23 protein-coding genes and 1 riboswitch are annotated in these 22860 nt (G+C 63.6%); of the genes, 13 read left to right on the plus strand and 10 right to left on the minus strand.

From position 1 onward, the window contains the following. Positions 1 to 45 precede the first annotated feature (45 nt). Both QMG79_RS12885 and thiE read right to left on the minus strand, forming a co-directional pair. On the minus strand, positions 46 to 1545 hold the full coding sequence (locus QMG79_RS12885; protein WP_283538992.1) for an RNB domain-containing ribonuclease: 1500 nt from the start codon (positions 1543 to 1545) through the stop codon (positions 46 to 48). 45 nt (positions 1546 to 1590) lie between these two features. Further along, positions 1591 to 2274, minus strand: coding sequence for a thiamine phosphate synthase (thiE, locus tag QMG79_RS12890; protein WP_283538993.1), 684 nt, complete (start codon positions 2272 to 2274; stop codon positions 1591 to 1593). 26 nt (positions 2275 to 2300) lie between these two features. Further along, a riboswitch (TPP riboswitch) is annotated at positions 2301 to 2416 on the plus strand. On the opposite strand from thiE, the gene thiO reads away from it, so the two are divergent. The 3 genes from thiO (at position 2407) to QMG79_RS12905 (ending at position 4919) form a co-directional block, all read left to right on the plus strand. Beyond that, complete coding sequence (gene thiO / locus QMG79_RS12895) at positions 2407 to 3867, plus strand: glycine oxidase ThiO (RefSeq protein WP_283538994.1); 1461 nt, start codon at positions 2407 to 2409, stop codon at positions 3865 to 3867. Its footprint overlaps the riboswitch before it by 10 nt. Next, positions 3864 to 4100, plus strand: a complete 237-nt coding sequence (gene thiS, locus QMG79_RS12900) for a sulfur carrier protein ThiS (protein ID WP_283538995.1) — start codon at positions 3864 to 3866, stop codon at positions 4098 to 4100. The genes thiO and thiS overlap by 4 nt, the downstream gene beginning before the upstream one ends. Before the next feature lie 3 nt (positions 4101 to 4103). Next, positions 4104 to 4919, plus strand: coding sequence for a thiazole synthase (locus QMG79_RS12905; RefSeq protein ID WP_283538996.1), 816 nt, complete (start codon positions 4104 to 4106; stop codon positions 4917 to 4919). A 118-nt stretch (positions 4920 to 5037) separates the two neighbouring features. Here the strand turns inward: QMG79_RS12905 and QMG79_RS12910 are convergent, their stop codons facing one another. From QMG79_RS12910 to QMG79_RS12920, 3 genes are all read right to left on the minus strand, one after another. Then, the gene (locus QMG79_RS12910) at positions 5038 to 5343 is read right to left on the minus strand and encodes a hypothetical protein (RefSeq protein WP_283538997.1); all 306 of its coding nucleotides are present in this window, start codon (positions 5341 to 5343) and stop codon (positions 5038 to 5040) included. Between the two features lie 72 nt (positions 5344 to 5415). After that, positions 5416 to 5640, minus strand: coding sequence for a DUF3107 domain-containing protein (locus tag QMG79_RS12915; protein ID WP_283538998.1), 225 nt, complete (start codon positions 5638 to 5640; stop codon positions 5416 to 5418). Between the two features lie 50 nt (positions 5641 to 5690). Beyond that, on the minus strand, positions 5691 to 6245 hold the full coding sequence (locus QMG79_RS12920) for a TetR/AcrR family transcriptional regulator (protein ID WP_502934748.1): 555 nt from the start codon (positions 6243 to 6245) through the stop codon (positions 5691 to 5693). Between the two features lie 215 nt (positions 6246 to 6460). Here QMG79_RS12920 and moeB point away from each other — a divergent pair, with 215 nt between their 5' ends. Further along, on the plus strand, positions 6461 to 7660 hold the full coding sequence (moeB, locus tag QMG79_RS12925) for a molybdopterin-synthase adenylyltransferase MoeB (protein WP_283538999.1): 1200 nt from the start codon (positions 6461 to 6463) through the stop codon (positions 7658 to 7660). Positions 7661 to 7690: 30 nt separating this feature from the next. On the opposite strand, the gene QMG79_RS12930 is transcribed toward moeB, so the two are convergent. Continuing rightward, positions 7691 to 9037, minus strand: a complete 1347-nt coding sequence (locus QMG79_RS12930; protein ID WP_283539000.1) for a glutamyl-tRNA reductase — start codon at positions 9035 to 9037, stop codon at positions 7691 to 7693. Between the two features lie 157 nt (positions 9038 to 9194). Here QMG79_RS12930 and hemE point away from each other — a divergent pair, with 157 nt between their 5' ends. From hemE to hemL, 9 genes are all read left to right on the plus strand, one after another. Then, a complete protein-coding gene (hemE, locus tag QMG79_RS12935) occupies positions 9195 to 10289 on the plus strand; it encodes a uroporphyrinogen decarboxylase (RefSeq protein ID WP_283539001.1) in 1095 nt (364 codons plus the stop codon). A gap of 4 nt (positions 10290 to 10293) precedes the next feature. Next, positions 10294 to 11796, plus strand: coding sequence for a protoporphyrinogen oxidase (gene hemG / locus QMG79_RS12940; RefSeq protein WP_283539002.1), 1503 nt, complete (start codon positions 10294 to 10296; stop codon positions 11794 to 11796). Positions 11797 to 11917: 121 nt separating this feature from the next. Next, entirely contained in the window at positions 11918 to 12619 is a 702-nt protein-coding gene (gene hemQ, locus QMG79_RS12945) for a hydrogen peroxide-dependent heme synthase (protein WP_283539003.1), read from the plus strand. After that, the gene (locus QMG79_RS12950) at positions 12616 to 13887 is read left to right on the plus strand and encodes a ferrochelatase (protein ID WP_283539004.1); all 1272 of its coding nucleotides are present in this window, start codon (positions 12616 to 12618) and stop codon (positions 13885 to 13887) included. The genes hemQ and QMG79_RS12950 overlap by 4 nt, the downstream gene beginning before the upstream one ends. Next, positions 13884 to 14882 (plus strand): hydroxymethylbilane synthase, encoded by a 999-nt coding sequence (hemC, locus tag QMG79_RS12955; RefSeq protein ID WP_283539005.1) that lies wholly within the window; start codon positions 13884 to 13886, stop codon positions 14880 to 14882. The genes QMG79_RS12950 and hemC overlap by 4 nt, the downstream gene beginning before the upstream one ends. A 5-nt stretch (positions 14883 to 14887) precedes the next feature. Next, positions 14888 to 15817, plus strand: a complete 930-nt coding sequence (locus tag QMG79_RS12960; protein WP_283539006.1) for a uroporphyrinogen-III synthase — start codon at positions 14888 to 14890, stop codon at positions 15815 to 15817. Further along, positions 15804 to 16787 (plus strand): porphobilinogen synthase, encoded by a 984-nt coding sequence (gene hemB / locus QMG79_RS12965; protein WP_283539007.1) that lies wholly within the window; start codon positions 15804 to 15806, stop codon positions 16785 to 16787. Before QMG79_RS12960 ends, hemB begins: the two co-directional genes overlap by 14 nt. Then, a complete protein-coding gene (locus QMG79_RS12970) occupies positions 16784 to 17866 on the plus strand; it encodes an LLM class flavin-dependent oxidoreductase (protein WP_283539008.1) in 1083 nt (360 codons plus the stop codon). Before hemB ends, QMG79_RS12970 begins: the two co-directional genes overlap by 4 nt. Positions 17867 to 17870: 4 nt before the next feature. After that, complete coding sequence (hemL, locus tag QMG79_RS12975; RefSeq protein WP_283539009.1) at positions 17871 to 19202, plus strand: glutamate-1-semialdehyde 2,1-aminomutase; 1332 nt, start codon at positions 17871 to 17873, stop codon at positions 19200 to 19202. A 96-nt stretch (positions 19203 to 19298) separates the two neighbouring features. On the opposite strand, the gene QMG79_RS12980 is transcribed toward hemL, so the two are convergent. The 4 genes from QMG79_RS12980 to QMG79_RS12995 all read right to left on the minus strand — a co-directional run bounded on the left by QMG79_RS12980 (position 19299) and on the right by QMG79_RS12995 (position 22777). Next, entirely contained in the window at positions 19299 to 20036 is a 738-nt protein-coding gene (locus QMG79_RS12980; protein ID WP_283539010.1) for an amino acid ABC transporter ATP-binding protein, read from the minus strand. A gap of 1 nt (position 20037) precedes the next feature. Further along, the gene (locus tag QMG79_RS12985; protein ID WP_283539011.1) at positions 20038 to 20796 is read right to left on the minus strand and encodes an amino acid ABC transporter permease; all 759 of its coding nucleotides are present in this window, start codon (positions 20794 to 20796) and stop codon (positions 20038 to 20040) included. A 17-nt stretch (positions 20797 to 20813) separates the two neighbouring features. Further along, positions 20814 to 21749, minus strand: a complete 936-nt coding sequence (locus QMG79_RS12990) for an ABC transporter substrate-binding protein (RefSeq protein WP_283539261.1) — start codon at positions 21747 to 21749, stop codon at positions 20814 to 20816. A 317-nt stretch (positions 21750 to 22066) separates the two neighbouring features. Continuing rightward, positions 22067 to 22777 (minus strand): 3'-5' exonuclease, encoded by a 711-nt coding sequence (locus tag QMG79_RS12995; RefSeq protein WP_283539012.1) that lies wholly within the window; start codon positions 22775 to 22777, stop codon positions 22067 to 22069. Between the last annotated feature and the right edge of the window lie 83 nt (positions 22778 to 22860).

The following is a 22860-nucleotide window of genomic DNA, read 5'->3' on the forward strand; positions in this document are numbered from 1 at the left end:
CTATCCGTAAACTCCCTAAAACCTGTGGCGGGAGCCATCATGACGTCAGGAAACCTCCCCTGGTGCGGTGGGACGGGGAACAAGTTCGAAGTGCACGGTGGCCGAGGCAATGTCTGCGCGGACCAACTTGACGCGAACCCTCTGTCCTGACACCAGCGCGCCGGAGCACTTCGCAGTGACCGGCGGGTCGACGATCTGGATGGTTCCCGTTGGCGCGGACGCCGGGCGGGGAGAGCGTCCGGCGTCGTCCTTGGCAGGCTTTGCGCCTGCAATCACCACTGCATCAAACTCGTGTCCAACATCATGTGCCAGGAGCGCCGCCTCAACGGTGTCCCGGGCCGCCCGTTCCATCCGGCCAGCTAGCTGGTCAGAGGATGCCATGATCCCCGGCAGCTCGGGCAGTGCCGCCCGTGCCCAGTCCGGTACCTCGGTTCCGCTGCTGAGAGCCTCGCAGATGACCAGCACAAAACGATCCACCAGGCGGCGCAGCGGGGCGGTGGCGTGGGCGTACGGTGCACCAATTGCTGATTGCAGGGTAGCCGCCGGAGTGTCGCCGTCGAACGCGGTGTACCCGGCACCTCGGAACAGCGTTCCGGCCGAGTGCAGGATGGCGAGCTGGCGAGGGTGTGCGGGGTCCAGGGTGCGCAGGTACTCGCCGTAGCTGACCGACGTGTCCCAGGGCATGCCCAGGGCGATACTCTGGCGGCGGAAGTGCACCAGCGACCGTTCGTCAGGCTCGGGCATGGTGCGCAGGATGCCTACCTTGCCCTCCAGCATCAGCGCAGCAGCGGCCATGCCCGTCAGGAGGGAAATCTGGGCGTTCCAGTCCTCCACGGGCAATGCCGGCGCGGCAACAATACGGTACGCGCCCCCTGGGAGCGACTCGATCTCCTGGTCCGGGATGTTCAGGCTGGCTCCACCGCGCTGCCGTTCCAGCTCTATGCGTTTGAGTCCCACCTCGCGCAGCAGCCGCAGGATGATTCCAGCATTGCCGCCGTCAAGGTCTTCCTGGGCCGCGGCGTAACTGAGTTTGGCCCGGCTCCTGATCCTGGCGCGCCGGAGGGTGAACGTCTGAACCGCGGCCTCGTCCGTGAGCAGGAAATCCCAGACAAATGCGGAGCTCAGCTGGTCCGGCAGGAGGCTGCCGGCATCCTCGCTGATCACCTCAGGATGCAGCGGGATCCGGCCATCGGGGGCATAGAAGGTCTGCCCTCTGAGCCGGGTTTCGATATCCAGCGGTCCGCCGGGAACCACAAAGGACGGAACATCCGCAATGGCGTAGAGAACCCGATACCCAGCCGCTGACTCCGCAATGAAGAGTGCCTGGTCGAGGTCGGTGGACGTGGCCGGATCGATTGTGAGGAACTCGATGCCGGTGAGGTCAAGCTCAGGCAGCGTCTGCTCAGCTACTGCCTGTTGCGCGGCCGCCAGGACCTCAGGGGGAAAGGGCCCTGGAAGCTCCAGCTCAACGCGCAGGGCGCTGAGCGCCGCGGAAAGGGCGGTGCTGTGGTCAGGGACGGTGGGACACGCTTGACGGTGAGGCACATTCGACAGGCTACCTGCAAAAACAGGTGGCGTGGCGGAACAGACTCAGTGATCGTCCGCGTTCCCCAGCGCCGCACGCAAGGCAAGGGCCGCCGACGTCGGGTCAGCAGCTTCCGTGATGGCGCGCACCACCACAATCCGTGTTGCGCCAGCTTCCACCACCTGGTGGACGGTGTCCAGGTCAACGCCACCAATCGCAAACCACGGAACGGCCGGGGTCGAAGTGCTGCGCCTCGCGAGTTTGCCAGCGGCATACCTGAGGAGATCCGTACCGACTGCACTGCGTCCCGGTTTGGTGGGGGTCGCCCATACGGGGCCCACACAGAAGTAGTCCAGGCCGCCGGTGCGCCCTGCTGCGTCCAGGGCGGCGTCCACGTGGGCTGGGCTGTGGGTGGAGAGTCCAATCCCAACCCCTGGGTCCAGCAGCGAGCGGGCTGCCCGCAGGGGCAGGTCTTTCTGCCCAATGTGGAATACCGGGGCGCCGGACAGTGCCGCGATGTCTGCCCGGTCATTAACTGCGAAAAGTTTTCCATGCCTGGCTGCGGCACCCTTGATGACGTCGAGGAGCTCGAGCTCCTCCGCAGCCTCGATGCCCTTGTCCCTCAGCTGGATGATGTCCACCCCTCCGGCAAAGGCAGCCTCCACAAAATCGGCGAAGTCCCCGCGCCCCCGGCGGGCATCGGTGCAGAGGTAAAGGCGGGCTGAAGAGAGGGAAAGCGGCGCGTTCATGCCGTCAGCTTAGTTCGTTTAGACTGACCGGGTACTGCGGGAGCCCCGGACCACATCCGGTGAGGGGCTGAGAGGGCAACAGAGCCGACCGCTTGACCTGATCCGGCTCGTACCGGCGTAGGGAAGGAACCCATGGCGCGCATCGACGCACCCTCTCCGACACCACAGGCGACTGGACCCGCTCCAGCTGGACGCCCGGCACCTGAACCGGAGGTGCCTGAACCGAACGAGACTGATGTGCCTGAACGGATAGGGTCAGGTCCGATCGTGGCGGACGTCGCAGTCATTGGTGGGGGAGTCGTGGGCCATGCCATCGCCTGGGCCGTCCAGCGTTCCGGGCGTTCTGTGGTGCTGATCGATCCAGCTCCGGGCGCCGGTGCCAGTTGGGCAGCTGCCGGCATGCTCGCTCCAGTCAGCGAATTCCACTACCAGGAAGAAGAATTGCTGGCCCTCATGGTCAGAGCCGCGCAGCTGTGGCCCTCCTTTGCCGGCAACCTCGGCCAGAGCACCGGAATGAACCTCGGATACCAGACCCGGCCCACCCTCTCTGTCGGAGCCGACTCCGCTGACCGCACTGCACTGCTCGACCTCCGGGACGCCCAGGAAAATTTGGGTCTTTCGGTGCGGCCGTTGAGCGTGCGTGAAGCCCGTAACCGCGAGCCGTTCCTCAGCCCGGGCATCACCTGTGCCTTCGAGGCTCCCGCAGATCACCAGGTTGATCCCAGGCTGGTTGTTGCGGCCCTTGCCGAAGCCCTGGCAGCCGGCAGCGCAGGCACTCCGGGGAGTACGCAGGGGCTGCAGTCCGGATACCTCGTCAGGGACCATGCCCATGGCCTGACCTGGAAAGACGGCGTGGTCACGGGTACCGAGCTCGCGTCCGGCCGCATCGTCAGTGCAGGCGAGACCATAGTCGCCAACGGACTGCAGGCAGGGCATCTGGCCGCCCTTCCGCAGGGTCTGTACCTGCCACTCAGGCCAGTGCACGGAGACATCCTGCGCCTGGCCGTCCCACAGCATCTGCAACCGCTGGTCCGCGCCACGGTCCGGGGAATCGTCCGGGGAATCCCGGTCTACATTGTCCCGAGGGAGGATGGCACGGTGGTTATTGGGGCAACCCAGCGTGAAGAGGGCCCAGTTCCTGGCCTGGGACCCCTTGGAACAGGCATTTCCGCCGGCGGGGTGTATCAGCTTCTCCGTGATGCACAGGTCCTGGTGCCGGCCGTCGCCGAACTGGAACTACTCGAAATTACCTCCAGGCCCAGGCCAGCCACACCTGACAACGGTCCACTCCTTGGCAGGGTCACAGCAGCGCCGGGCCCTGCCGCTGGCGCAATCCCTGGCCAACAAAAACCCACTGTGCCAGGACTGATTGTTGCCACCGGATTCTTCCGGCACGGTGTCCTGCTCTCGACTGCGGCTGCCGCGCAGTGCGTTAGCCTGCTCGAAGGCGACGGGGACAGCGCCTGGGACGTTTTCCGTCCAGACAGGTTCAGCGAGCCCAGCGGTCGTGGGCCCGGCCCACAACCGCGTGGCCTAAGACCGCCCACCACTCCTGTAGAGCCTCACCCAGCGAAGGAAGGAAGTACCCCGTGAACATCATCCTGAATGGCTCGGTGCATCCCGTCACAGACGGCTCGTCCCTCAGTCACCTTGTCAGCGCGGTAACGGGCAAAATGCTGAGCTCCCGCGGCCTGTCCCCGGACGGCGGAAGGCTGGGTGTCGCCGTCGCCCGCAATGCAACGGTGGTTCCCAGGAGCCAGTGGTCAGCCACTGCGCTCGCAGAGGGCGACACCATTGAACTTGTTTCTGCAGTTCAGGGAGGCTGAACCATGACACATGAAGAACAGAGCCCGGCCCTGCCTGCTGCAGCCCGCGGTGACCAGTTGGTTATCGACGGGGTTTCCCTCGGTTCCCGGTTGATCATGGGCACTGGTGGCGCGCCAAGCCTGGAGGGACTGGGTGCCGCGCTACTGGCTTCCGGAACGGAGCTGACCACCGTTGCGATGCGGCGCTACTCGCCAGCCGAGAACGGGTCGCTCTTTTCCCTGCTGGTGGATCACGGAATCAGGGTCCTGCCCAACACGGCCGGGTGCTTCACAGCCAGGGACGCAGTGCTGACAGCTGAGCTCGCCCGGGAAGCGCTGGAGACGAACTGGATCAAACTTGAAGTCATTGCCGACGAGCACACGCTTCTTCCTGATGCGGTCGAATTGGTGGATGCTGCCGAACAGCTGGTGAACAGTGGATTCCGGGTGTTTGCGTACACCAATGATGATCCTGTCCTCGCGCTGCGCCTAGAAAATCTCGGGGCCGCTGCTGTCATGCCGCTTGGCGCACCCATCGGCACTGGCCTGGGAATCCTGAATCCGCACAACATTGAGCTGATTGTCGCCAGGGCTTCTGTCCCGATTGTGCTGGATGCTGGAATCGGTACAGCTTCCGATGCTGCCCTTGCCATGGAACTTGGCTGTGATGCCGTGCTATTGGCTACCGCCGTGACACGCGCCAAGGATCCCGTGATGATGGGGACGGCATTCCGGCATGCTGTGGAAGCTGGGCGGCTAGCCAGGTTGGCCGGGCGGATCCCGCGGCGCGAACACGCGCTTGCGTCGTCAGCCATGGAGGGACGGGCCGAGTTCCTCTAGGGCACGGGTTGGCTGCCCGCCTGTGTGGGTTGGTCGGGTACGGCAAAGGTCCGGGAGTGACCCCGGACCCTTGCCGTACTCGATGCGCCCTGCAGTTGGCCGTCAGGCGGGGATGGCCTCAGGCCCGCCGCAGGATACTGGTGAGCTGCGCGGTGTCAGTTTTGGAACGTTGCCTTCCGAGAACCAGTGCCGAGGCCAGTGCGGCCGCGACTCCAGCCACCATGGGCACGATCCACAGCAGCCAGGTCAGCCCCGGCCGGTAGTCAGCGCCGAAAGACATGGCGATGATCCAGGCCAGCGTCGATACGACAACGCCTGCGCCCGCCGGAAGCACCACGCCATAGGAACCGTGACGCTGGTCGCTGGCCCAGACAATCAAGCCTGCTGCGGCCACCACCAGGGTGACGATTGTCAGGGACAACATACGGGCTCCTCTTCACGATGCTAGGTGTCGGTGGTGATGCCACCGGGTTCCGGGGGGATCAGGTAGGGCGGATCAGAGCTGGCCGAACCCGACGCGACGGGCTTCTTGTGCGCCGATTTCCACATATCCGAGCACGCTGGCGGGGACAATGACCAAGCGTCCCTTCTCGTCCTTCAGATGGAGCTCGGTACCTGCTTTGATGGACTCAGCCACCAGTTTCGCTACGGTGTCCGCATCCTGGTTTGATTCCAGCACGATCTCGCGGCCGACGTTCTGAATGCCGATCTTTACTTCCACTGCGGGGCCTCCCAGCCAATCAGGATAAATAGACGTTCTTCCTTTGTAGTCTAGGGCTCCTTGGGGAAGCGAGATATTCCGCGCCAAGCTAAACGGTAGATCAGGTCGCTGGCCACATCCAGATCGAGGTTTCCGTCCGTCTCAAGCCAGTACCTGGCGCTGATCTGGGCCATTCCTGCGAGTCCTCGGCCCAGGAGCTGGGCTTCGAGGGCGGGAAGCTTCGTGTCCTCGGCGATAACTCCCGCGACCGCATCAGCAAAAGTCTTGTTGAAGGTTTCCAGGCGCGAACTCACATCGGGATCATTGATGAGGTCCGATTCGAAGACCAGGCGGTGAGCCTGGTCGTCGTGGGCAATAAAATGGAAGTACGCCCGCATCACGGCCTGAACACGTTCGTCGTTGTCCGAGGTGGAGTTCAGTGCGCCAAGCATCAGCTCGGTCAGGGAACCAAGATGACTGTCGAGCAACGCCAGGTAGAGGTCACGCTTTGACGGAAAGTGCTGGTAAAGAACTGGTTTGCTGACCCGCGCGGCCTCAGCTATCTCATCCATTGCCGCACCGTGGTACCCGCTGGCCACAAAGACCTCCAGTGCGGCGGAGAGCAGCTGGGCCCTTCGCTCGTCGCGGGGAAGCCTGGCGGATCGCTGGCCAGCCTGGCGAGTCTGCGGCTGCGCTGCCAGCCGGACGGTATCACTGGTGCCGGAGGGCCGTGATCCGGACGGTCCTTGAATGCCCACGGTGGCCTACTTTCGTTCGCAGTTGTGACCACACTACTTCCCAGTAATATGACCTGCCGGTATCTGGCGGCTTAGATTGGACCATGGCTTCTTCTCCGACTGCGCCCGCTGCACCAGCACACCTGAAACCGCTGGTCGAACCAGCTGCGGATCTGACCCGTGACGAAGTAGAGCGCTATTCCAGGCATCTGATCATCCCCGAGATTGGATCGCTTGGACAGCGGCGACTCAAAAACGCCAAGGTCCTGGTCATTGGAGCAGGTGGGCTGGGTTCCCCGGCGCTGCTGTATCTGGCGGCCGCAGGGGTGGGGACACTCGGAATCATCGACGACGACGCCGTGGACCTGAGCAATCTCCAGCGCCAGGTGATCCATGGTGTCGCCGATGTTGGCCGGTCCAAGATCGAATCTGCCAGGGACTCCATCACCGCACTGAATCCCCTGGTCGACGTCCAGTTGCACAACGTCAGGCTCGACGCAACCAATGCCGTGGAGATCTTTTCCGGTTATGACCTCATTCTGGATGGTGCCGACAACTTTGCCACTCGGTACCTGGTCAACGATGCAGCGGCACTGACAGGTAAGCCCTACGTCTGGGGATCTATTTTTCGTTTTGATGGCCAAGTCAGCGTGTTCTGGGAGCAGTACGGACCGACGTACCGTGACCTCTACCCAGAAGCCCCGCCGGCGGGTTCCGTTCCCTCCTGCGGTGAGGGTGGTGTGTTCGGCATGCTCTGCGCTGCCGTGGGATCACTGATGGTGACGGAGGCAGTGAAGCTGATTACCGGCGTCGGACGTTCCCTGCTGGGCCGGGTGGCACTCTTTGATGCGCTGGGCGGGAGTTGGCGCGAGATCCGCGTGCTGCGTGATCCGGCGGCCGAAAGAGTCACGGCACTCGCTGACTACGAGGCCTTCTGCGGAATTGCTCCTGCCAAGCAACCGGACGCCGGGCATTCAGTCACGGCCGCGCAGCTGGCCACCATGCTGGCCGCTCGCCAGGCTGGACTGCGCAACTTCGACCTGGTGGACGTGCGTGAGAGTGGGGAGCACGAGATTGTTAGCATCAACGGCGCCCGCCTGATCCCACAGGGGCGGATCCTGGCGGGAGAGGCCTGGGCGGAACTACCCCGTGACCGCGACATTGTGTTCCACTGCAAGGCCGGAACGCGCTCCGCAGCCGTTCTTGCCGCAGTCCAGGACGCAGGGTATGAGCGGGTCAGCCACCTAGAAGGCGGCATCTTGGCATGGATCAGAGATGTGGAGCTTGGCAAGCCGGTCTACTGAGGCGGGCCAGTGCACTGGGTCCAGGAGGGGCTAGGCGGTCCCGCGGAGCTCGTCTGGAAGGTGTGCAGTGTTGCCGCCACCGGTCTGGGTGACTGGGCATTGAGCAGAAGATTTTTCGGCGGGCTGCTCTACGGTAATGCCGTAGAGGGTTTCCAACGCCATGACGTAATCGTCCTGCTGGCCCTGGGCGGCAAGTTCACGGGCGCGGACGGTGGGGACGTGGAGGAGTTGCTTGACCATGCGACGCAGCGCGAACTCGACTTCTTCGGCAGCCGCGGTGCAGCCGTGCTTGGCACGGACCCGCTCCATTTCAGCATCCAGGACACCCATGGTGTGCCGGCGAAGGGCAACAATCGCGGAGTCGGCGGCCCGGGACTCGCGGGCTTGTTCAAATGATGTGGCAGCGCCGGAAACTATGGTGCTGGCGCGCGTCAGCGCGTCCGCTTGCTCCTCAGGAGCAGCCAGCCGCACCGATTCCAGGGTCAGGAGTTCCACTCCCGGAAGTTCGCCAACGGCAGGGTCAAAATCGTGGGTGAGGGCCAGGTCAATGGCAATCAGGGGGCGGTCCGTTCCGGCCCGCACCTGCGACAGTTCCTCAGCTTCGACCCTGGTGTCCGATCCGCTGCAGCCAATCATGATGTCGGCGTCCGCGACGGCAGGGCGGAGGGTTTTGCTGTCCAGTGCAGTGCCGCCTCGCGTGGAGACAAAGCCTTGGGCGCGCCCGGACGAAGAAAAGACGCTGATGTCAGTGCAGCCGCGTTCACGCAGCAGTGCCATGGTGGCCCCGGCGTAGGCGCCAGTCCCGAAAAGGACAACCTTCTTGTTTGTCCAGTCCGGATTCTCGGATAGGTCGGTGGCCAGTTCCAGGGCAACCGAGACAATGGACAGTCCCCGTGAACCAAGTGCTGTCTGCGCTCCAACGTCCTTGGCGGTTTTGGAAGCAGCCTGGAAAAGCCGCACCAGGCCTGCGCTGGCAGTGCCTTCATTCTGGGCTGTGATCAGTGCCCGGCGCACCTGCCCAGCGATTTCGCGTTCACCCACGACTGCGGAGTCGAGGCCCGCACTGACGGCGAAAAGGTGCTTTGTCACTGCTGGCCCGGTCCGGGTATTAAAGGACCGCGAGACGAGGTGTTCGCTCAGTCCGCTGACTTCGCTGACCCGGCTGACCAATGCCGCGCGGGCATTTTCGATGTCATCGGGGTGTGGCGCTTCGCCATAGATTTCGTACCTGTTGCAGGTTGCGAGCACCACTGCGCCAGAAACGGACGAGGATTCCGAGAGGGCCGCGGTGGCAAGCATGGAGGAACCGTTGCTCAGCTGAGCAACAGTTTCAAGATCGACGTCGGCGTGTGTAGCCACCAGAGAAAATAGAACCACAACAGGGACAGCATAGCTTTTTCGGTGCCGTGTAGAACAGCTGGCACGGGGCAGCTGTGGGTGAAATGCCTGTGATTCGTGCCACGAGCCTGGCGTGGGGCCCTGGAAACGGGGCAGCGCATTACCCTTTGCCCTCAATTTTGGGCACAATCGGAGCATGACTTCCAGCTCTGCCGTGTCTCCCACCGGAACCCTCGACGCCGGACATCCGCTGATTGACGGAAGGACAGCCGACTCTCCACTGATCACTGCCTACCGCGGTGGAAAACCTTCCCGCCGGCCGGTCTGGTTCATGCGCCAGGCAGGGCGGTCCCTGCCTGAATACCTCAAGGTTCGCGAGGGTGTGGCAATGCTTGACGCCTGCCTGCGCCCCGAGTTGGCGTCGGAGATTACCCTGCAGCCCGTTCGGCGGCACGATGTCGATGCGGCGATCTTCTTCTCCGACATTGTCATTCCCCTCAAACTCGCGGGGGTTGGCGTGGACATTGTTCCGGGCGTCGGCCCGGTCCTTGACCACCCGGTGCGCACTGCTGCCGACGTTGCGGCGTTGCCTACGCTCACGTGGGAAGCGCTTGAGCCCATTCGGGAAGCTGTCCGTCGAACCGTAGCGGAGCTGGGCAGCACCCCACTGATCGGATTTGCTGGCGCACCCTTTACGCTGGCTGCCTACATGGTGGAGGGCAAGCCGTCACGCGACCATCTGGGACCCCGCACCATGATGCACGCAGACCCGGAGACCTGGACTGCGCTGGCCAATTGGGCAGCTGATGCATCAGGTCTGTTCCTGCAGGCCCAGCTTGAGGCAGGTGCCTCGGCTGCCCAGCTCTTCGACTCGTGGGCTGGATCGCTGGGACTCGCCGACTACGAGCGTTTTGTGGCGCCCGCGTCTGCAAGGGCCCTTGATTTTGTCCGCCACCACGGCGCACCCCTGATCCACTTTGGGACGGGGACCTCTGAGCTGCTCGGCGCCATGTACAACGTGGGCGTGGATGTGATGGGCGTCGATTACCGATTGCCGCTTGACGAGGCCAACCGTAGGCTCGGTGGGACAGTTCCCCTGCAGGGGAATATCGACCCCGCACTGCTGCCAGCTCCGTGGGACGTCCTGGAAGCCCATGTGCGGGACGTTATTGCTGCAGGGTCCGGCGCTCCCGGCCATGTGGTCAACCTGGGCCACGGGGTGCCCCCCGAAACGGATCCTGATGTCCTGACCCGGGTGGTGGAACTGATCCACTCGATCGCACCGGAGTAGCCCCGTGACCCCCGATGGGCAGCCAGCAGGACCTGCACCGGCAGAGACGGCAGTCGTCGTCGGCGGTGGTATCTCGGGACTGCTCGCAGCCCTGGAACTTTCCAGCAGGGGCATCCAGACCACTGTGGTGGAAGCGGGCTCCGGATGGGGCGGCGCCGTGGCCAGCCATACGCTGGCGGGACTGACGCTGGACAGCGGGGCTGAGTCATTTGCCACCCGGTCGACGGCGGTTGCCAGCCTGATCGGCCAACTGGGGCTTTCGCAGAACATTAGGACCCCGCTGCCGGGCGGCGCGTGGGTCGAATTGCCCTCAGGGCCGCGTGAACTGCCCAAAACAGGGGTGCTGGGGATTCCTGCCAATCCTTGGGATCCAGAGGTTCGGCGCACGCTGGGGATCCTTGGCTCTATCAGGGCATCCCTGGACAGGTTCCTGCCCCGCACAGTTGGCGCCAGCCGTGAACTGACAAGCGTTGCCTCCCTGGTGCGGACCAGGATGGGACGGCGCGTCCTCACCCGGCTTGTTGAGCCAGTAGTGGGGGGCGTGCACTCGGCCGATCCCGCCCTTCTTGACGTGGACATGGTGGCACCGGGTCTTCGTTCAGGTGTCATGAGCCAGGGTTCATTGGCTGCTGCGGTCCTTGCTGTCCGGCGGGGCAATCCCACGGCGGCGGGCGCCACCATGCCTGCTGCCGGGGCTCCGGCGAAGGCTGGCTCCGCAGTCGCTGGCCTCATGGGTGGCATGCACACACTGGTGACCGCCTTGGTTGCGCAGCTTGGGGTGCGCGGTGTCGAGCTTGTCACCGGATCCCGGGTCGAGGTCATCCGTCGAAGCGTTGCAGGGCCGTGGCAGGTTGAGGCGGGAGCGCTGACGCGCCAGGCCGACCTGCTGGTCATGGCGCTCGGTGGCCCGGCTGCGATCGGGCTGCTCTCCAGCGCGGTCCCCGATCTCGCGTCCCATGTGCCCGAGCCAGGCCCGGATGTTCGGCTGGTGACCCTGGTGGTGGATGAGCCCGCGCTCAACGGCCGGCCGCGGGGAACGGGAATCCTGGTGGCGCCACAGACGCCAGGAATTCAGGCCAAGGCCATGACGCATGCCACGGCGAAGTGGGAGTGGCTGGCTGAGGCTGCGGGCCCCGGGCGCCATGTTTTGCGGCTCTCCTACGGTCGCCGCGATGGGCTCAGTAGCCCGCGGGAAAAAGCCCGTCGGGAGGTTGCTGAAGTGATCCCTGACGCTGAACTGTTCGAGGTTGCCCTCAGGGATGCATCGGCGCTTCTTGAGACGCCAATTACCAGTGACGCCGTGGTGGACTGGGACGTTGTCAGATGGCCCGGGGCGCTGCCTTTTGCTGCCGTGGGCCACCGGCAGAGGGTAGCGGCAGTCCGTGCAATCTGCGCTGAAAGTGGGAGCCTCGCCATAGTGGGAGGGTGGGTTGCCGGCAACGGTCTTGCCGCCGTGGTCGCTGATACCCGCGACCAGATGGAGCGCCTCACCGCTGGCCCCTCCTGAACTCCAGTCTTGCGGAGCGCAGGCCAGCAGATCCGGCACGCTATGTGATCTCCATCACTTCTACGCCTTGTAGAAGAGTTAGGTTTCGACATCTTTTCTACGAAGGGGCAAACTGGTAATCATGAGCCACACTTCTGCCGAATCTGTCACCAAAACCGATGAATCAGCCGAGCAGTTCTTCACGCTCTGGACGGTTTTCAAGCGCACCTCTCCGGTCCAGCGCAGTAGCGGTGCCGCTGCGGAATTTGAGGCACTGACCGCGGACTTGGCTACCAGGGGCATTGTCCACCGCGGTAACTACGATGTCTCCGCCATGCGCGCCGATGCCGACATCATGGTCTGGGTCCATGGCCCCAGGGCGGAGGACCTGCAGCAGGCCATCCGTGACATCCGGCGCAGCGATCTCTTCGAGGGAACCGAGATTGTCTGGTCCGGCATGGGAGTACACCGCGAGGCGGAATTTACCAAGAGCCATAGCCCAGCGTTCTCCCGCAACGTGGAGCCCTCCACCTGGCTCTGCGTCTACCCGTTCGTGCGCTCGTATGAGTGGTACCTGCTCCCCGAGGCGGAGCGGGGCGCCATGCTGCGCCACCATGGTTTGCTGGGCAGGGATTTCCCGCAGGTTATTGCCAACACTGTCTCCTCGTTTGCCCTGGGCGACTGGGAGTGGATCTTGGGCCTTGAAGCACCCGAACTCGTTGACCTGGTGGACATGATGCGCCATCTGCGCTCCACCGAGGCCCGACACCATGTCCGCGAAGAAGTTCCGTTTTATACCGGTCGCCGCATCTCCGCGGCAGAAGTTGCTGAGGTCCTCGCATGAGCCCGCTTGACACCAATTCTGAGAATGACAGGGACATCACCGCCATCAACGAGGTGACCCAGGCAGGCAGGATGGCGCCAAAGAAGTACGACGGCGTCCTGTTGGCATCGTTTGGCGGACCAGAGGGCCAGGACGATGTCCTTCCGTTCCTCCGCAACGTCACCCGCGGACGGGGCATCCCGGATGAGCGCCTCGAAGAGGTTTCGCACCACTACCGCGCAAACGGCGGCATCAGCCCCATCAACCAGCAGAACCGCGACCTCAAGGCGGCACTCGAAGCCGAATTGTCGTCGCGAGGCATCGACCTGCCCATTTTCTGGGGCAACCGCAACTGGGACCCCTACATCCCGCAGACCCTGCAGGATGCGTACGACGCCGGTCACCGGCGCCTGCTGATGATCACGACCAGCGCCTACTCCTGCTACTCCAGCTGCCGCCAGTACCGCGAGGACATCGGGATGGCGTTGACGGAGACCGGCCTGGATGGGCGCGTGGAAGTGGACAAGGTACGCCAGTATTTCGACCACCCGGGATTTGTGGAGCCCTTCGTTGAGGGGACCGCAGCCGGGATTACCGAGGTCCGCGAACTGCTGGCTGCGGCCGGAACTCCCGATGCACCTGTCCACGTGCTTTTCGCCACGCACTCCATCCCCACCCGCGATGCCCACGCTGCTGGTAACTCGCCGGCAGAAACGCGCACCTTTGAGGGTGACTCCGCCTACGTCGCCCAGCACATGGCGACGGGCTCCGAGGTCATGCGCCGGGTCAAGGAAGAGTCCGGCCAGAGCGCCGAATGGTCGCTGGTCTACCAGTCCCGCTCCGGTGCACCCCACGTGCCGTGGCTTGAGCCTGACATCAACGACGCCATTGAGGATTTGTCGAAGCAGGGGATCAAGGGCGTCGTGATTGTGCCCCTGGGCTTCGTCAGCGACCACATGGAGGTGGTCTGGGACCTCGACACCGAGGCGCTGGATACCTGCCGTGAGCTCGGGATCGCAGCAACGCGGGTACCCACCCCCGGCACCCACCGGAAATTTGTTTCCGGGATGGTCAACCTCATCCTGGAACGTACGGCCGAGGACACCATCACGGAACGCCCCTCGCTGACGGATCTTGGTCCCTGGTACGACGTCTGCCGGCCGGGATGCTGCAAGAACTTCCGGGGCGAAAAACCGACCATTTCGGGCGCCGACACCACCGTGGGGACGGGCCATGACCCCTACCCTGACGCCCAGGGAACGGCCGGAGACGCGAAGGTCACTGCGTGAGTGTCCGGATCGGCACGAGGGCGAGCCGGCTAGCGCTCACCCAGACCCAGCAGACTGCTGACCAGCTCACCGCCGTCGGGGGCTTTCCGGTGGAGCTTGTCCACATCCGAAGCCACGGCGACGTTCTCACCGGTTCCCTGTCCCAGATGGGTGGGACAGGTGTCTTTGTGGCCTCCCTGCGGGACGCACTCCTCAACAATGAATGCGACATTGCCGTGCACTCGCTCAAGGACCTTCCCACCGGCGCGGCAGAGGGGCTGGCCCTGGCCTCCACGCCAAAGCGGGCTGACGTCCGCGATGTGCTGTGTGCGCGGGATGGGCTGACGCTTGCCACGCTGCCCGGCGGGGCAACGGTAGGGACCGGTTCCCCGCGGCGGGCTGCACAGCTGCGGGCAGCCCGCCCCGACCTCTCCATCCTGGACATCCGCGGCAACGTTGATACCAGGCTGGGCCGGGTACCAGGACTGACGGGAAACAGCACAGCCGACGTCGTCCCCGGGAAGACGTGTGATCTCGACGCCGTGGTTCTTGCCGCGGCTGGGCTCCAGCGCATTGGCCGGCTCGACGCTGTCTCAGAGTTCCTCGAGCCGGATGTGATGCTCCCCGCCGCCGGACAGGGATCGCTCGCCATTGAATGCCGAAGTGCAGAAGCTCCACGAACTGCCGGAACAACAGCAGGCTCACAGTCGGTATTGGCCCAGGCGCTTGCAGCCATTGATGACAAGGACACCCGCCTGGCCGTTACGGCAGAACGAGCACTTCTTGCGCGGCTGGAAGCTGGCTGCGCAGCGCCCGTGGGAGCGTATGCTCGCCGCAAGGGCAGCATGCTGCACCTGGACGCAGTGGTCTGTGCCGTTGACGGCACCGCCAGCGTCCGCGAAACACGCGCTACGGACGGCTTGACAGAGGTGGGTGCCACCCTGCTGGGTATTGAGGTGGCCGAGGTCCTGCTGGCAGCCGGGGCAGCTGAGATCGCCGATCTAGCAGCGTCCTGACCCCGATGCCCACTGCCGATACACTCTCCGGTGTCCGTGTCCTGGTGACCAGGACACCAGAGCGCGCTGCGCCGCTGGCCGAGGCGTTGGCGGCAGAAGGCGCAGCTGTCGGCATCTTCCCGGTGATCGACTACCAGCAGGTTCCTGATTCGAAGGATCTTGATGCTGCCCTGTCCTCCCTACTCAAAGGCGGGTTCGAATGGCTGGTGCTGACAAGTGTCACAGCGGTTATGGCAGTCTCGCAGAGCATCGCCAAGCGAGGAATGAGCCTGGTAGAAGCCCTGCCCGCAACCGTTCGGGTGGCAGCCGTCGGTGCAGGCACCACGGCACGGCTTTCCGCCGAGGGAATCCACGTAGACCTGCAGCCTGCAGAGGATCAGTCGGCCAACGGCCTGTTGGGCGTGTGGAGTGCTGAGCCCGGTAGGGTCCTGCTCCCACAGGCGGATATTGCGCCAGCCACCCTGGCAGAGGGATTGGCAGGGCTTGGCTCCTCGGTGACGGCAGTTGTTGCATACTGCACAGTCGACTACCCGGCAGATCCAGCTCTCGCACTAGGCGATCCCCGTCCACCCAGCGCTCACGTCAATGCCGCCGTCCAGGTCCTGCTGCCGCAGCATGCCGCCGAAACGCTGATGGCCGGACAGTTCGACGTGGTCATCGCTGCGTCACCAAGCGCAATTCGCGGGATTACGGCCTTGGCGGGGCCCCTTCCAGCGACCCGGCTGGTGGCCATCGGAGCCACCACGGCCCAGGCTGCCCGGGAGCGGGGAATGAATGTGGCGGCGGTGGCTGTTCGACCCACTGTGGAGGGACTTGTTGCTGCCACCCTAGCCGCCGTCGCAGCCCAACCCGTGGCCGGGTCCAGCAGCACACGTGCCCCACGTATCAGTTCTACCTGCAGCAATCCTCCTAAGGAGATCCATGAGCTTCCCTGAACACCGCCCCCGCCGCCTGCGCACCACGCCGGCCATGCGCAGGCTTACTGCCGAAACACGGATGGCCCCGGCGGAACTGATCCTGCCTGTATTCATCAGGGAGGGCCTGACGCAGCCTCGGCCCATCCTGTCCATGCCCGGTGTTGTCCAGCACACCACGGAGACGCTCCGGCGGGCCGCCGCCGAGGCCGTGTCCCTTGGCCTTGGCGGGATCATGCTGTTCGGCATTCCAGAGGTCCGTGACGCCGTCGGTTCTGCTGCGCTGGATCCCAACGGTGTCTTGAACAAGGCTATTGCAGATGTCCGTGCCGAAGTGGGGGATGATCTGGTCATCATGAGCGATGTCTGCCTCGACGAGTTCACCGATCACGGCCACTGCGGAGTCCTCGACTCGGACGGCAGTGTCGACAACGACAGCACTGTCGAGATCTACGCCCAAATGGCCGTGGCGCAGGCCGAGGCCGGTGCCCATATGCTCGGCCCCTCCGGCATGATGGATGGGCAGATTACGGCCATCCGCAAAGCCCTTGATGCTGGCGGCCATGCTGAGACCGCAGTCATTGCGTACTCCGCTAAGTACGCTTCGGCTTTCTATGGTCCGTTCCGGGAGGCTGTGGATTCCCAGCTGAAGGGGGATCGCCGGACGTACCAGATGGATGCCGGGAACCGTCGCGAGGCCATTCGCGAAGTGGAGCTCGACCTGGCAGAGGGCGCAGACATTGTCATGGTTAAACCTGCCATGAGCTATCTGGACATCCTGGCGGACGTAGCAGCCATTGCTCCCGTGCCAGTCGCGGCTTATCAGATCTCGGGGGAGTACGCCATGATCGAGGCAGCCGCAGCGAATGGCTGGATCGACAGGCGTGCTGCCATCTCCGAATCCGTACTGGGAATTCGACGCGCCGGAGCTGACATGGTTCTTACCTACTGGGCCACTGAACTGGCCACCTGGCTGAAAGAGGCACGATGAACGCGATCACCGACCCTACCGCCCCGGGAAGTCCTGACCAGATATTGCTCGGCCTGAACACTTTCGGTGATGTGGGTGCCGGAGCTGACGGCGAACCTCAGCACCATGCTGTTGTCCTCCGGGAGTTGCTCGATCAGGCGGAACTTGCCGATTCCGTTGGCCTGCACGCCTTTGGTGTGGGCGAACATCACCGCAGGGACTATGCTGTCTCCGCGCCGGAGGTCTTCCTTGCAGCGGCCGCCATGCGGACCAGCAGCATCCGGCTTGGCTCCGCCGTCACGGTGCTCAGTTCTGATGATCCGATCCGGGTCTTCCAGCGGTTCGCCACCCTCGACGCCGTGTCCAGCGGCCGGGCTGAAGTAATGCTGGGCAGGGGTTCCTTCATTGAATCCTTCCCCCTGTTTGGCCTTGACCTTGCCGATTACGAAGTCCTGTTCGAGGAAAAGCTTGAACTCTTCGACAAAGTCCGTGCGCAGAAGCCCATCCACTGGGAGGGCCGCACGCGCCGCCCCCTGAGCGGCCTGAGCGTATACCCGCAGCTGGAAAACCACCTGCTGCCCACCTGGATTGGCGTGGGTGGAACTCCCGAATCCGTGCTTCGCTGTGCCCAGTACGGCTACCCGATTATTTTTGCCATTATTGGTGGACATCCGCGGGGGTTCGCTCCACTGGCGGATCTGTACCGGGAAGCCATGGAGAAATATGGCCATCCCATGCGCCAGATGGCTACCCATTCGCCAGGCCATGTGGCACCCACTGACGACGAGGCCCGGTCGGAGTTCTTCCCACATTGGCTGGCTGTCCGTAACCAGCTGGGGGTGGAGCGCGGCTGGGGTCCCGGAAGCCGTTCCGAGTTTGACCAGCTGTGCGCCCCCGAGGGTGCGCTGTACGTCGGCTCTCCGGAAACTGTTGCCCGAAAGATCGCGCTGCTCAAAAAGAACCTTGGCGTTGACCGCTTTGACCTCAAATACAGCCACGGCCCGCTGCCGCACGCTGCCATGATGCGTTCCATCGAGCTCCTGGGTACCTCAGTGGCGCCGAAGGTCGCAGACCTGCTGACCAGCCACCTGAGAGACTAGGACCATGACCTCCAGCAATCCCCGCAATGAAGCCCTTTTCGACCGTGCCCGGCATCTGATGCCGGGTGGCGTGAACTCTCCGGTCCGTGCTTTTGGATCCGTGGGTGGAACACCCCGGTTCATGGTTTCCGCCAAGGGCCCGCACCTGACGGATGCAGACGGCCACGAATACGTGGACCTCGTCTGCTCCTGGGGCCCGGCACTTTTGGGCCATGCCCACCCCGCTGTCCTGGAAGCCGTGCACGCGGCGGTGGACCGCGGGCTGTCTTTTGGCGCGTCGACTCCGGATGAGGCCAACCTGGCAGAACTGGTCCGCGAACGCGTCCCCGCCGTCGAACGCATCCGGATGGTCTCTACCGGTACGGAGGCCACCATGACTGCCGTCCGGCTGGCACGGGGTTTTACAGGTCGCAACTTGATTATCAAGTTTGCCGGGTGCTACCACGGCCACCTCGACAGCCTGCTGGCAGCAGCAGGCTCAGGCCTGGCTACCCTTGCTTTGCCCGGTTCGGCAGGTGTGACGGCCGCGACTGCTGCGGAAACACTCGTCCTTCCCTACAACGACCTTGCCGCCGTGGAGGCTGCCTTTGCGGCGCACGGCAGCGACATTGCCGCAATCATCACCGAGGCCGCACCCGCCAACATGGGGGTTGTCACCCCTGCAGACGGCTTTAATGCGGGGCTGTCACGGATCTCCAAGGAGCACGGTGCGCTGCTGATTGTCGATGAGGTGCTGACAGGCTTCCGCACAAGCTACTCGGGTTACTGGGGCCTCACCGGCGGCGCGATGGATGCAGCCGAGCCGTGGACCCCAGATCTGCTCACCTTCGGCAAGGTCATTGGTGGTGGGCTGCCCACGGCCGCACTGGGCGGGCGTGCGGATGTCATGGAATACCTGGCACCGCTGGGGCCGGTTTATCAGGCCGGGACGCTGTCCGGTAACCCCGTTGCGATGGCGGCTGGCGTGGCCACCCTGACACACGCGACCCGCGACGTCTACAGCTTTGTTGACGCACGCTCCCTGGAGCTTTCCGGCGCCCTGTCCAACGCGCTGGATACGGCTGGCGTAGATCACTCCATCCAGCGGGCGGGGAACCTGTTTTCCGTAGCCTTTGGTACCTCAGCCCACGGCGTGCACAACTACGACGATGCTTTGGGCCAGGAGAGCTTCCGATACGCGCCGTTCTTCCACTCCATGCTGGAGGCAGGGGTCTACCTGCCACCATCGGTGTACGAGGCCTGGTTCCTCTCTGCAGCGCACGACGACGCCGCCATGAACCGTGTCTACGAGGCCCTTCCCGCAGCGGCACAGGCGGCAGCGGCAGCTACCGCCTGAGGGGTACAGCAACAAAAAAACCCCGGCCTCTCCAGATCCACTGATCACAAGGTGGAAGCTGGTGGTGCCGGGGTTTTTCCGTAGGCGATGCTGCCGTTAGAGGACGTCCGAGAGGAAGCCTTTGAGCCTGTCCGTCTTGGGTGCCGAGAAGATCTCCGCAGGCGGGCCTGATTCCACGACCAGTCCAGCGTCCATGAACGTGACGGTATCCGAGACGTTCCGCGAGAAGCCCATCTCGTGAGTGACCACCACCATTGTCATGCCGCCCCTGGCCAGGTCGGCCATGAGCGCCAGGACCCCCTTGACAAGCTCCGGGTCTAGGGCAGATGTGGCCTCGTCAAAGAACATCACTTCTGGCTTCATCGCCAGCGCACGCGCAATGGCTACGCGCTGCTGCTGGCCACCCGAGAGGTTGCCGGGCCTGGAATTCGCCTTATGCTTCAGTCCCACCAGGTCAAGTTGTTCAAGGGCTTCGGTGCGGGCCTGCTCCGGGTCGAGCTTGCGGAGCTTCCGCAGGGCCAAGGACACATTGTCCAGCACTGTCTTGTGGGGGAAGAGGTTGAACTGCTGAAACACCATCCCGATGCGGCGGCGCAGTTCATCCGGATTGTCCTTGAGGACGGATCGGCCATCGAGGAGGATGTCTCCCTGATCCGGTTCGATTAACCGGTTCATGACCCGCAGCAGCGTTGATTTGCCGGAGCCCGAGGGGCCGATGACTGACGCCGTCGTGCCTTTTTCAACGTGCAGGTCAATGCCACGCAGGACGTGGTTGCTGCCAAAGGAGAGATGCAGGTTTTTGCCAGTCAGTGAGCCGGAGCGCAATTCCGCCATGTCAGGCCTTCTTTCCAATGGGGGCGGCCAGTTCGTCGGGTTCGCGTTTCTCTGGTTTCCCGCTGCGGAGCCGGTTGTCGATGAAATTGACCAGGTGGGTCAGGGGAACCGTCAGGATCAGATAGACAACACCGGCAGCGACCAGCGGGGAGAGATTCCCCGTGTTGGCCATGGCATCGTTGCCGATCCGGAAGATTTCCCTGTCGGATGCAGCCAGGCCCAGGACGAAAACGAGCGAGGAATCTTTCAGGAGCGAAATGAACTGGTTGACCAGGGCCGGGAGAACACGGCGGATGCCCTGCGGCACCACCACCAGGCGCATGGCGCTCCCGTAACTGAAGCCGAGGGCCCGAGTGGCTTCGAGTTGCCCCTTCTCGACACTCTGGATGCCGGAACGGAAAATCTCGCCAATATAGGCAGCAGCGATCAACGTCAGCGCCAGGATGCCGAGGGGATACGGGTTCCTGGAACCGGTGATCTCGCGGGCGATCGGGCTGAGCCCGATCCCAATGATCAGGATGACCAGGATGGCAGGCAGCCCACGGAACAGATCGGTGTAGATGCGGGCAGTCCACCTGGCCACCGGATTCCGGGAGATTCCCATGAACGCCAGCAGCAGGCCCAGCAACGAACCCAGGATGCCGGAGGACACTGCGAGGATCAACGCGTTGGGAAGGCCCACCAAGATGAGGCTAGGAATGACCTTGGCCATTTCCTCCCAGTTGAGGAATGTTTCAGCTAGCTGATTCAGAAGATCCATGGATCAGGGTGCTCAGATCAGCTCTGCGGAGCCGGGGCGGCCTTGCTGCCCGGCTTCCAGTCGGTGGGGGTCTCGCGGTCCGGGTACCATTCCTTGGTCAGCTTGGACCAAGTACCGTCCGCCACCACTGCGTCGAGGCCTGAGTTCAGGGCATCGATAAGTGGCTGGTTTTCCTTCTTCACCGCGTAGGCCATGAAGTTCTGGGTGTTGACGATGCTCTCTGCAATCTTGGTGTCATCACCATCCTTCACCTGACCCTCGGCCTGCTGCGAGGGAGCAACCCAGGCGTCCACCTGACCGTTGCGCACGTTGGCGTACACAGTGGCGTAGTCCGGGAAACGGACCGGCTCTAGGTTGAGGGTGTTAGTGACGTAGTCATCCTGGACGGTGCCCTGGACAACGCCAATGCGCGTGGAGTCGTTGAGGTCGGCGAAGCCGTTGACGCCACCATCGGTCTTGGCCACAACAGCCATGAAACCGAAATCGTAGCCATTGGTGAAGCCAACGTTCTCGCGACGGCTGTCAGTGGTGGAGATCGAGGAGGAGCCGACGTCGAACTGCTGAGTCTGGACCTGGGAGAGTAGCGCTGAGAAATCGGTAGCAACAAACTCGACCTCAAGGCCCAGTTTGGTGGCGATGGCGCGCAGGAGTTCGTTGTCGTAGCCGGTGAAATTCCCCGATTCGTCAATGAAGATGTTCGGCGGAGCATCAGAGAGCGTGCCAACCTCAAGCTTGCCCTCGGTGTTCAGGCCCAGCTTGGTGATGTCGATGTCAGCAATCGGCGTGACGTCTGCAGTGGTGTAGCGGTCAGTGGAGCTCTGATCCGAGCCGGCCAGGGCATCGGTGGCGTCTCCGGTGGCGCCAGTGGAACCTGACCCGCAGGCTGCAAGGGAAATAGCAAGGGCAAGGGCTACCGGCGCACCGGCGAGCCACTTTGTGGCTTTACTCATCATGATGTTCATCGCTTTCATGTCAGTCGCAGGCTGGCGGCTTCCGGGGCGGAAGGGGACCCGTGGTACAAACCGGAGCGGGGCTCACGGTTTCGGAGCAGGGGTCGCTGCAAAACTTAATCATGCCACTCGGCGGCAAAATGAAACGAATGCGAATTTACTGCGTAAAAAAACGTCATGGGAAAAGATTGTTCGGAATCAGGTTCCCGCTGGTCCCAGACGATAAAAAAGTCAGCCTGCTGACCGAATCAGGTGGGACCCTGGCTGTCGCCATGTGCGGTGTCCTCCGGTGTGAGGTGCGTCGCATTCGGGGGGGGTGGTCAGAAATCGCCGCGGGTTGGATCCTGGGGAGGGAGCACGGGCCAGTCGCCCTCGATCACGGCGGCTGGCTTGGTTTTTCGAAGATAGGTCTGAAAGTCAGCGGCCTGGCTTAGGGCCCAGTCAACCTGAAGCTGGTGCAGTTGGGTTGCCGGCATCTGAAGCTTCGGAAACTTTCCAGCCATGGCATCCAGGACCCGGAGGGTTGCCAGCGCATCTGCTGCCGACGTGTGGGCGTTGTCGAGCCCCACACCGTATTCCTCGCAGAGGGCGCTCAACGTCCGCTTTCCCTTCCTGTAGCGGTCCACCTGTTTGTTCATGATGAAAGGGTCCAAGACAGGGAAGCGGCTGAGCTGTGCAATGCCATAGCGTGCCGCCTCGGCCGCAAGCACTGTGAAGTCGTAGCTGGCGTTGTAGGCAATTACGGGGACGTCATCCTCGAACAGGGCCCGCAGGACGTCAGTGATTTCCTGGACCACCTGTGCCGCCGGTGCGCCATCCCGACGGGCCACTTCAGTGCTCACGCCGTGGATGTCACTGGCCTCGGTAGGGATCTCGATGCCCGGATCGGCAAGCCATTCATGCTCCTCGACAACCTGGCCGGCGGCGTCCACAAGGGTCACTGAAGCCGTGACAATACGGGCGGCGCGTGAGTTGCGGCCAGTGGTCTCAAGATCGAATGCCGCACGGGGCAAGGTGTTCCAGGTGCTCATTCTCCAACGCTACCGCCTGCCGCTGACAGTTCCCCGGAGCGCCTCGGTGAGATCGCCATGCCCTCCACGGTCCGGGCTACCCT

Origin of the sequence: Pseudarthrobacter sp. PS3-L1 (assembly GCF_030063285.1) — a bacterium.
Taxonomy (GTDB): domain Bacteria; phylum Actinomycetota; class Actinomycetes; order Actinomycetales; family Micrococcaceae; genus Arthrobacter.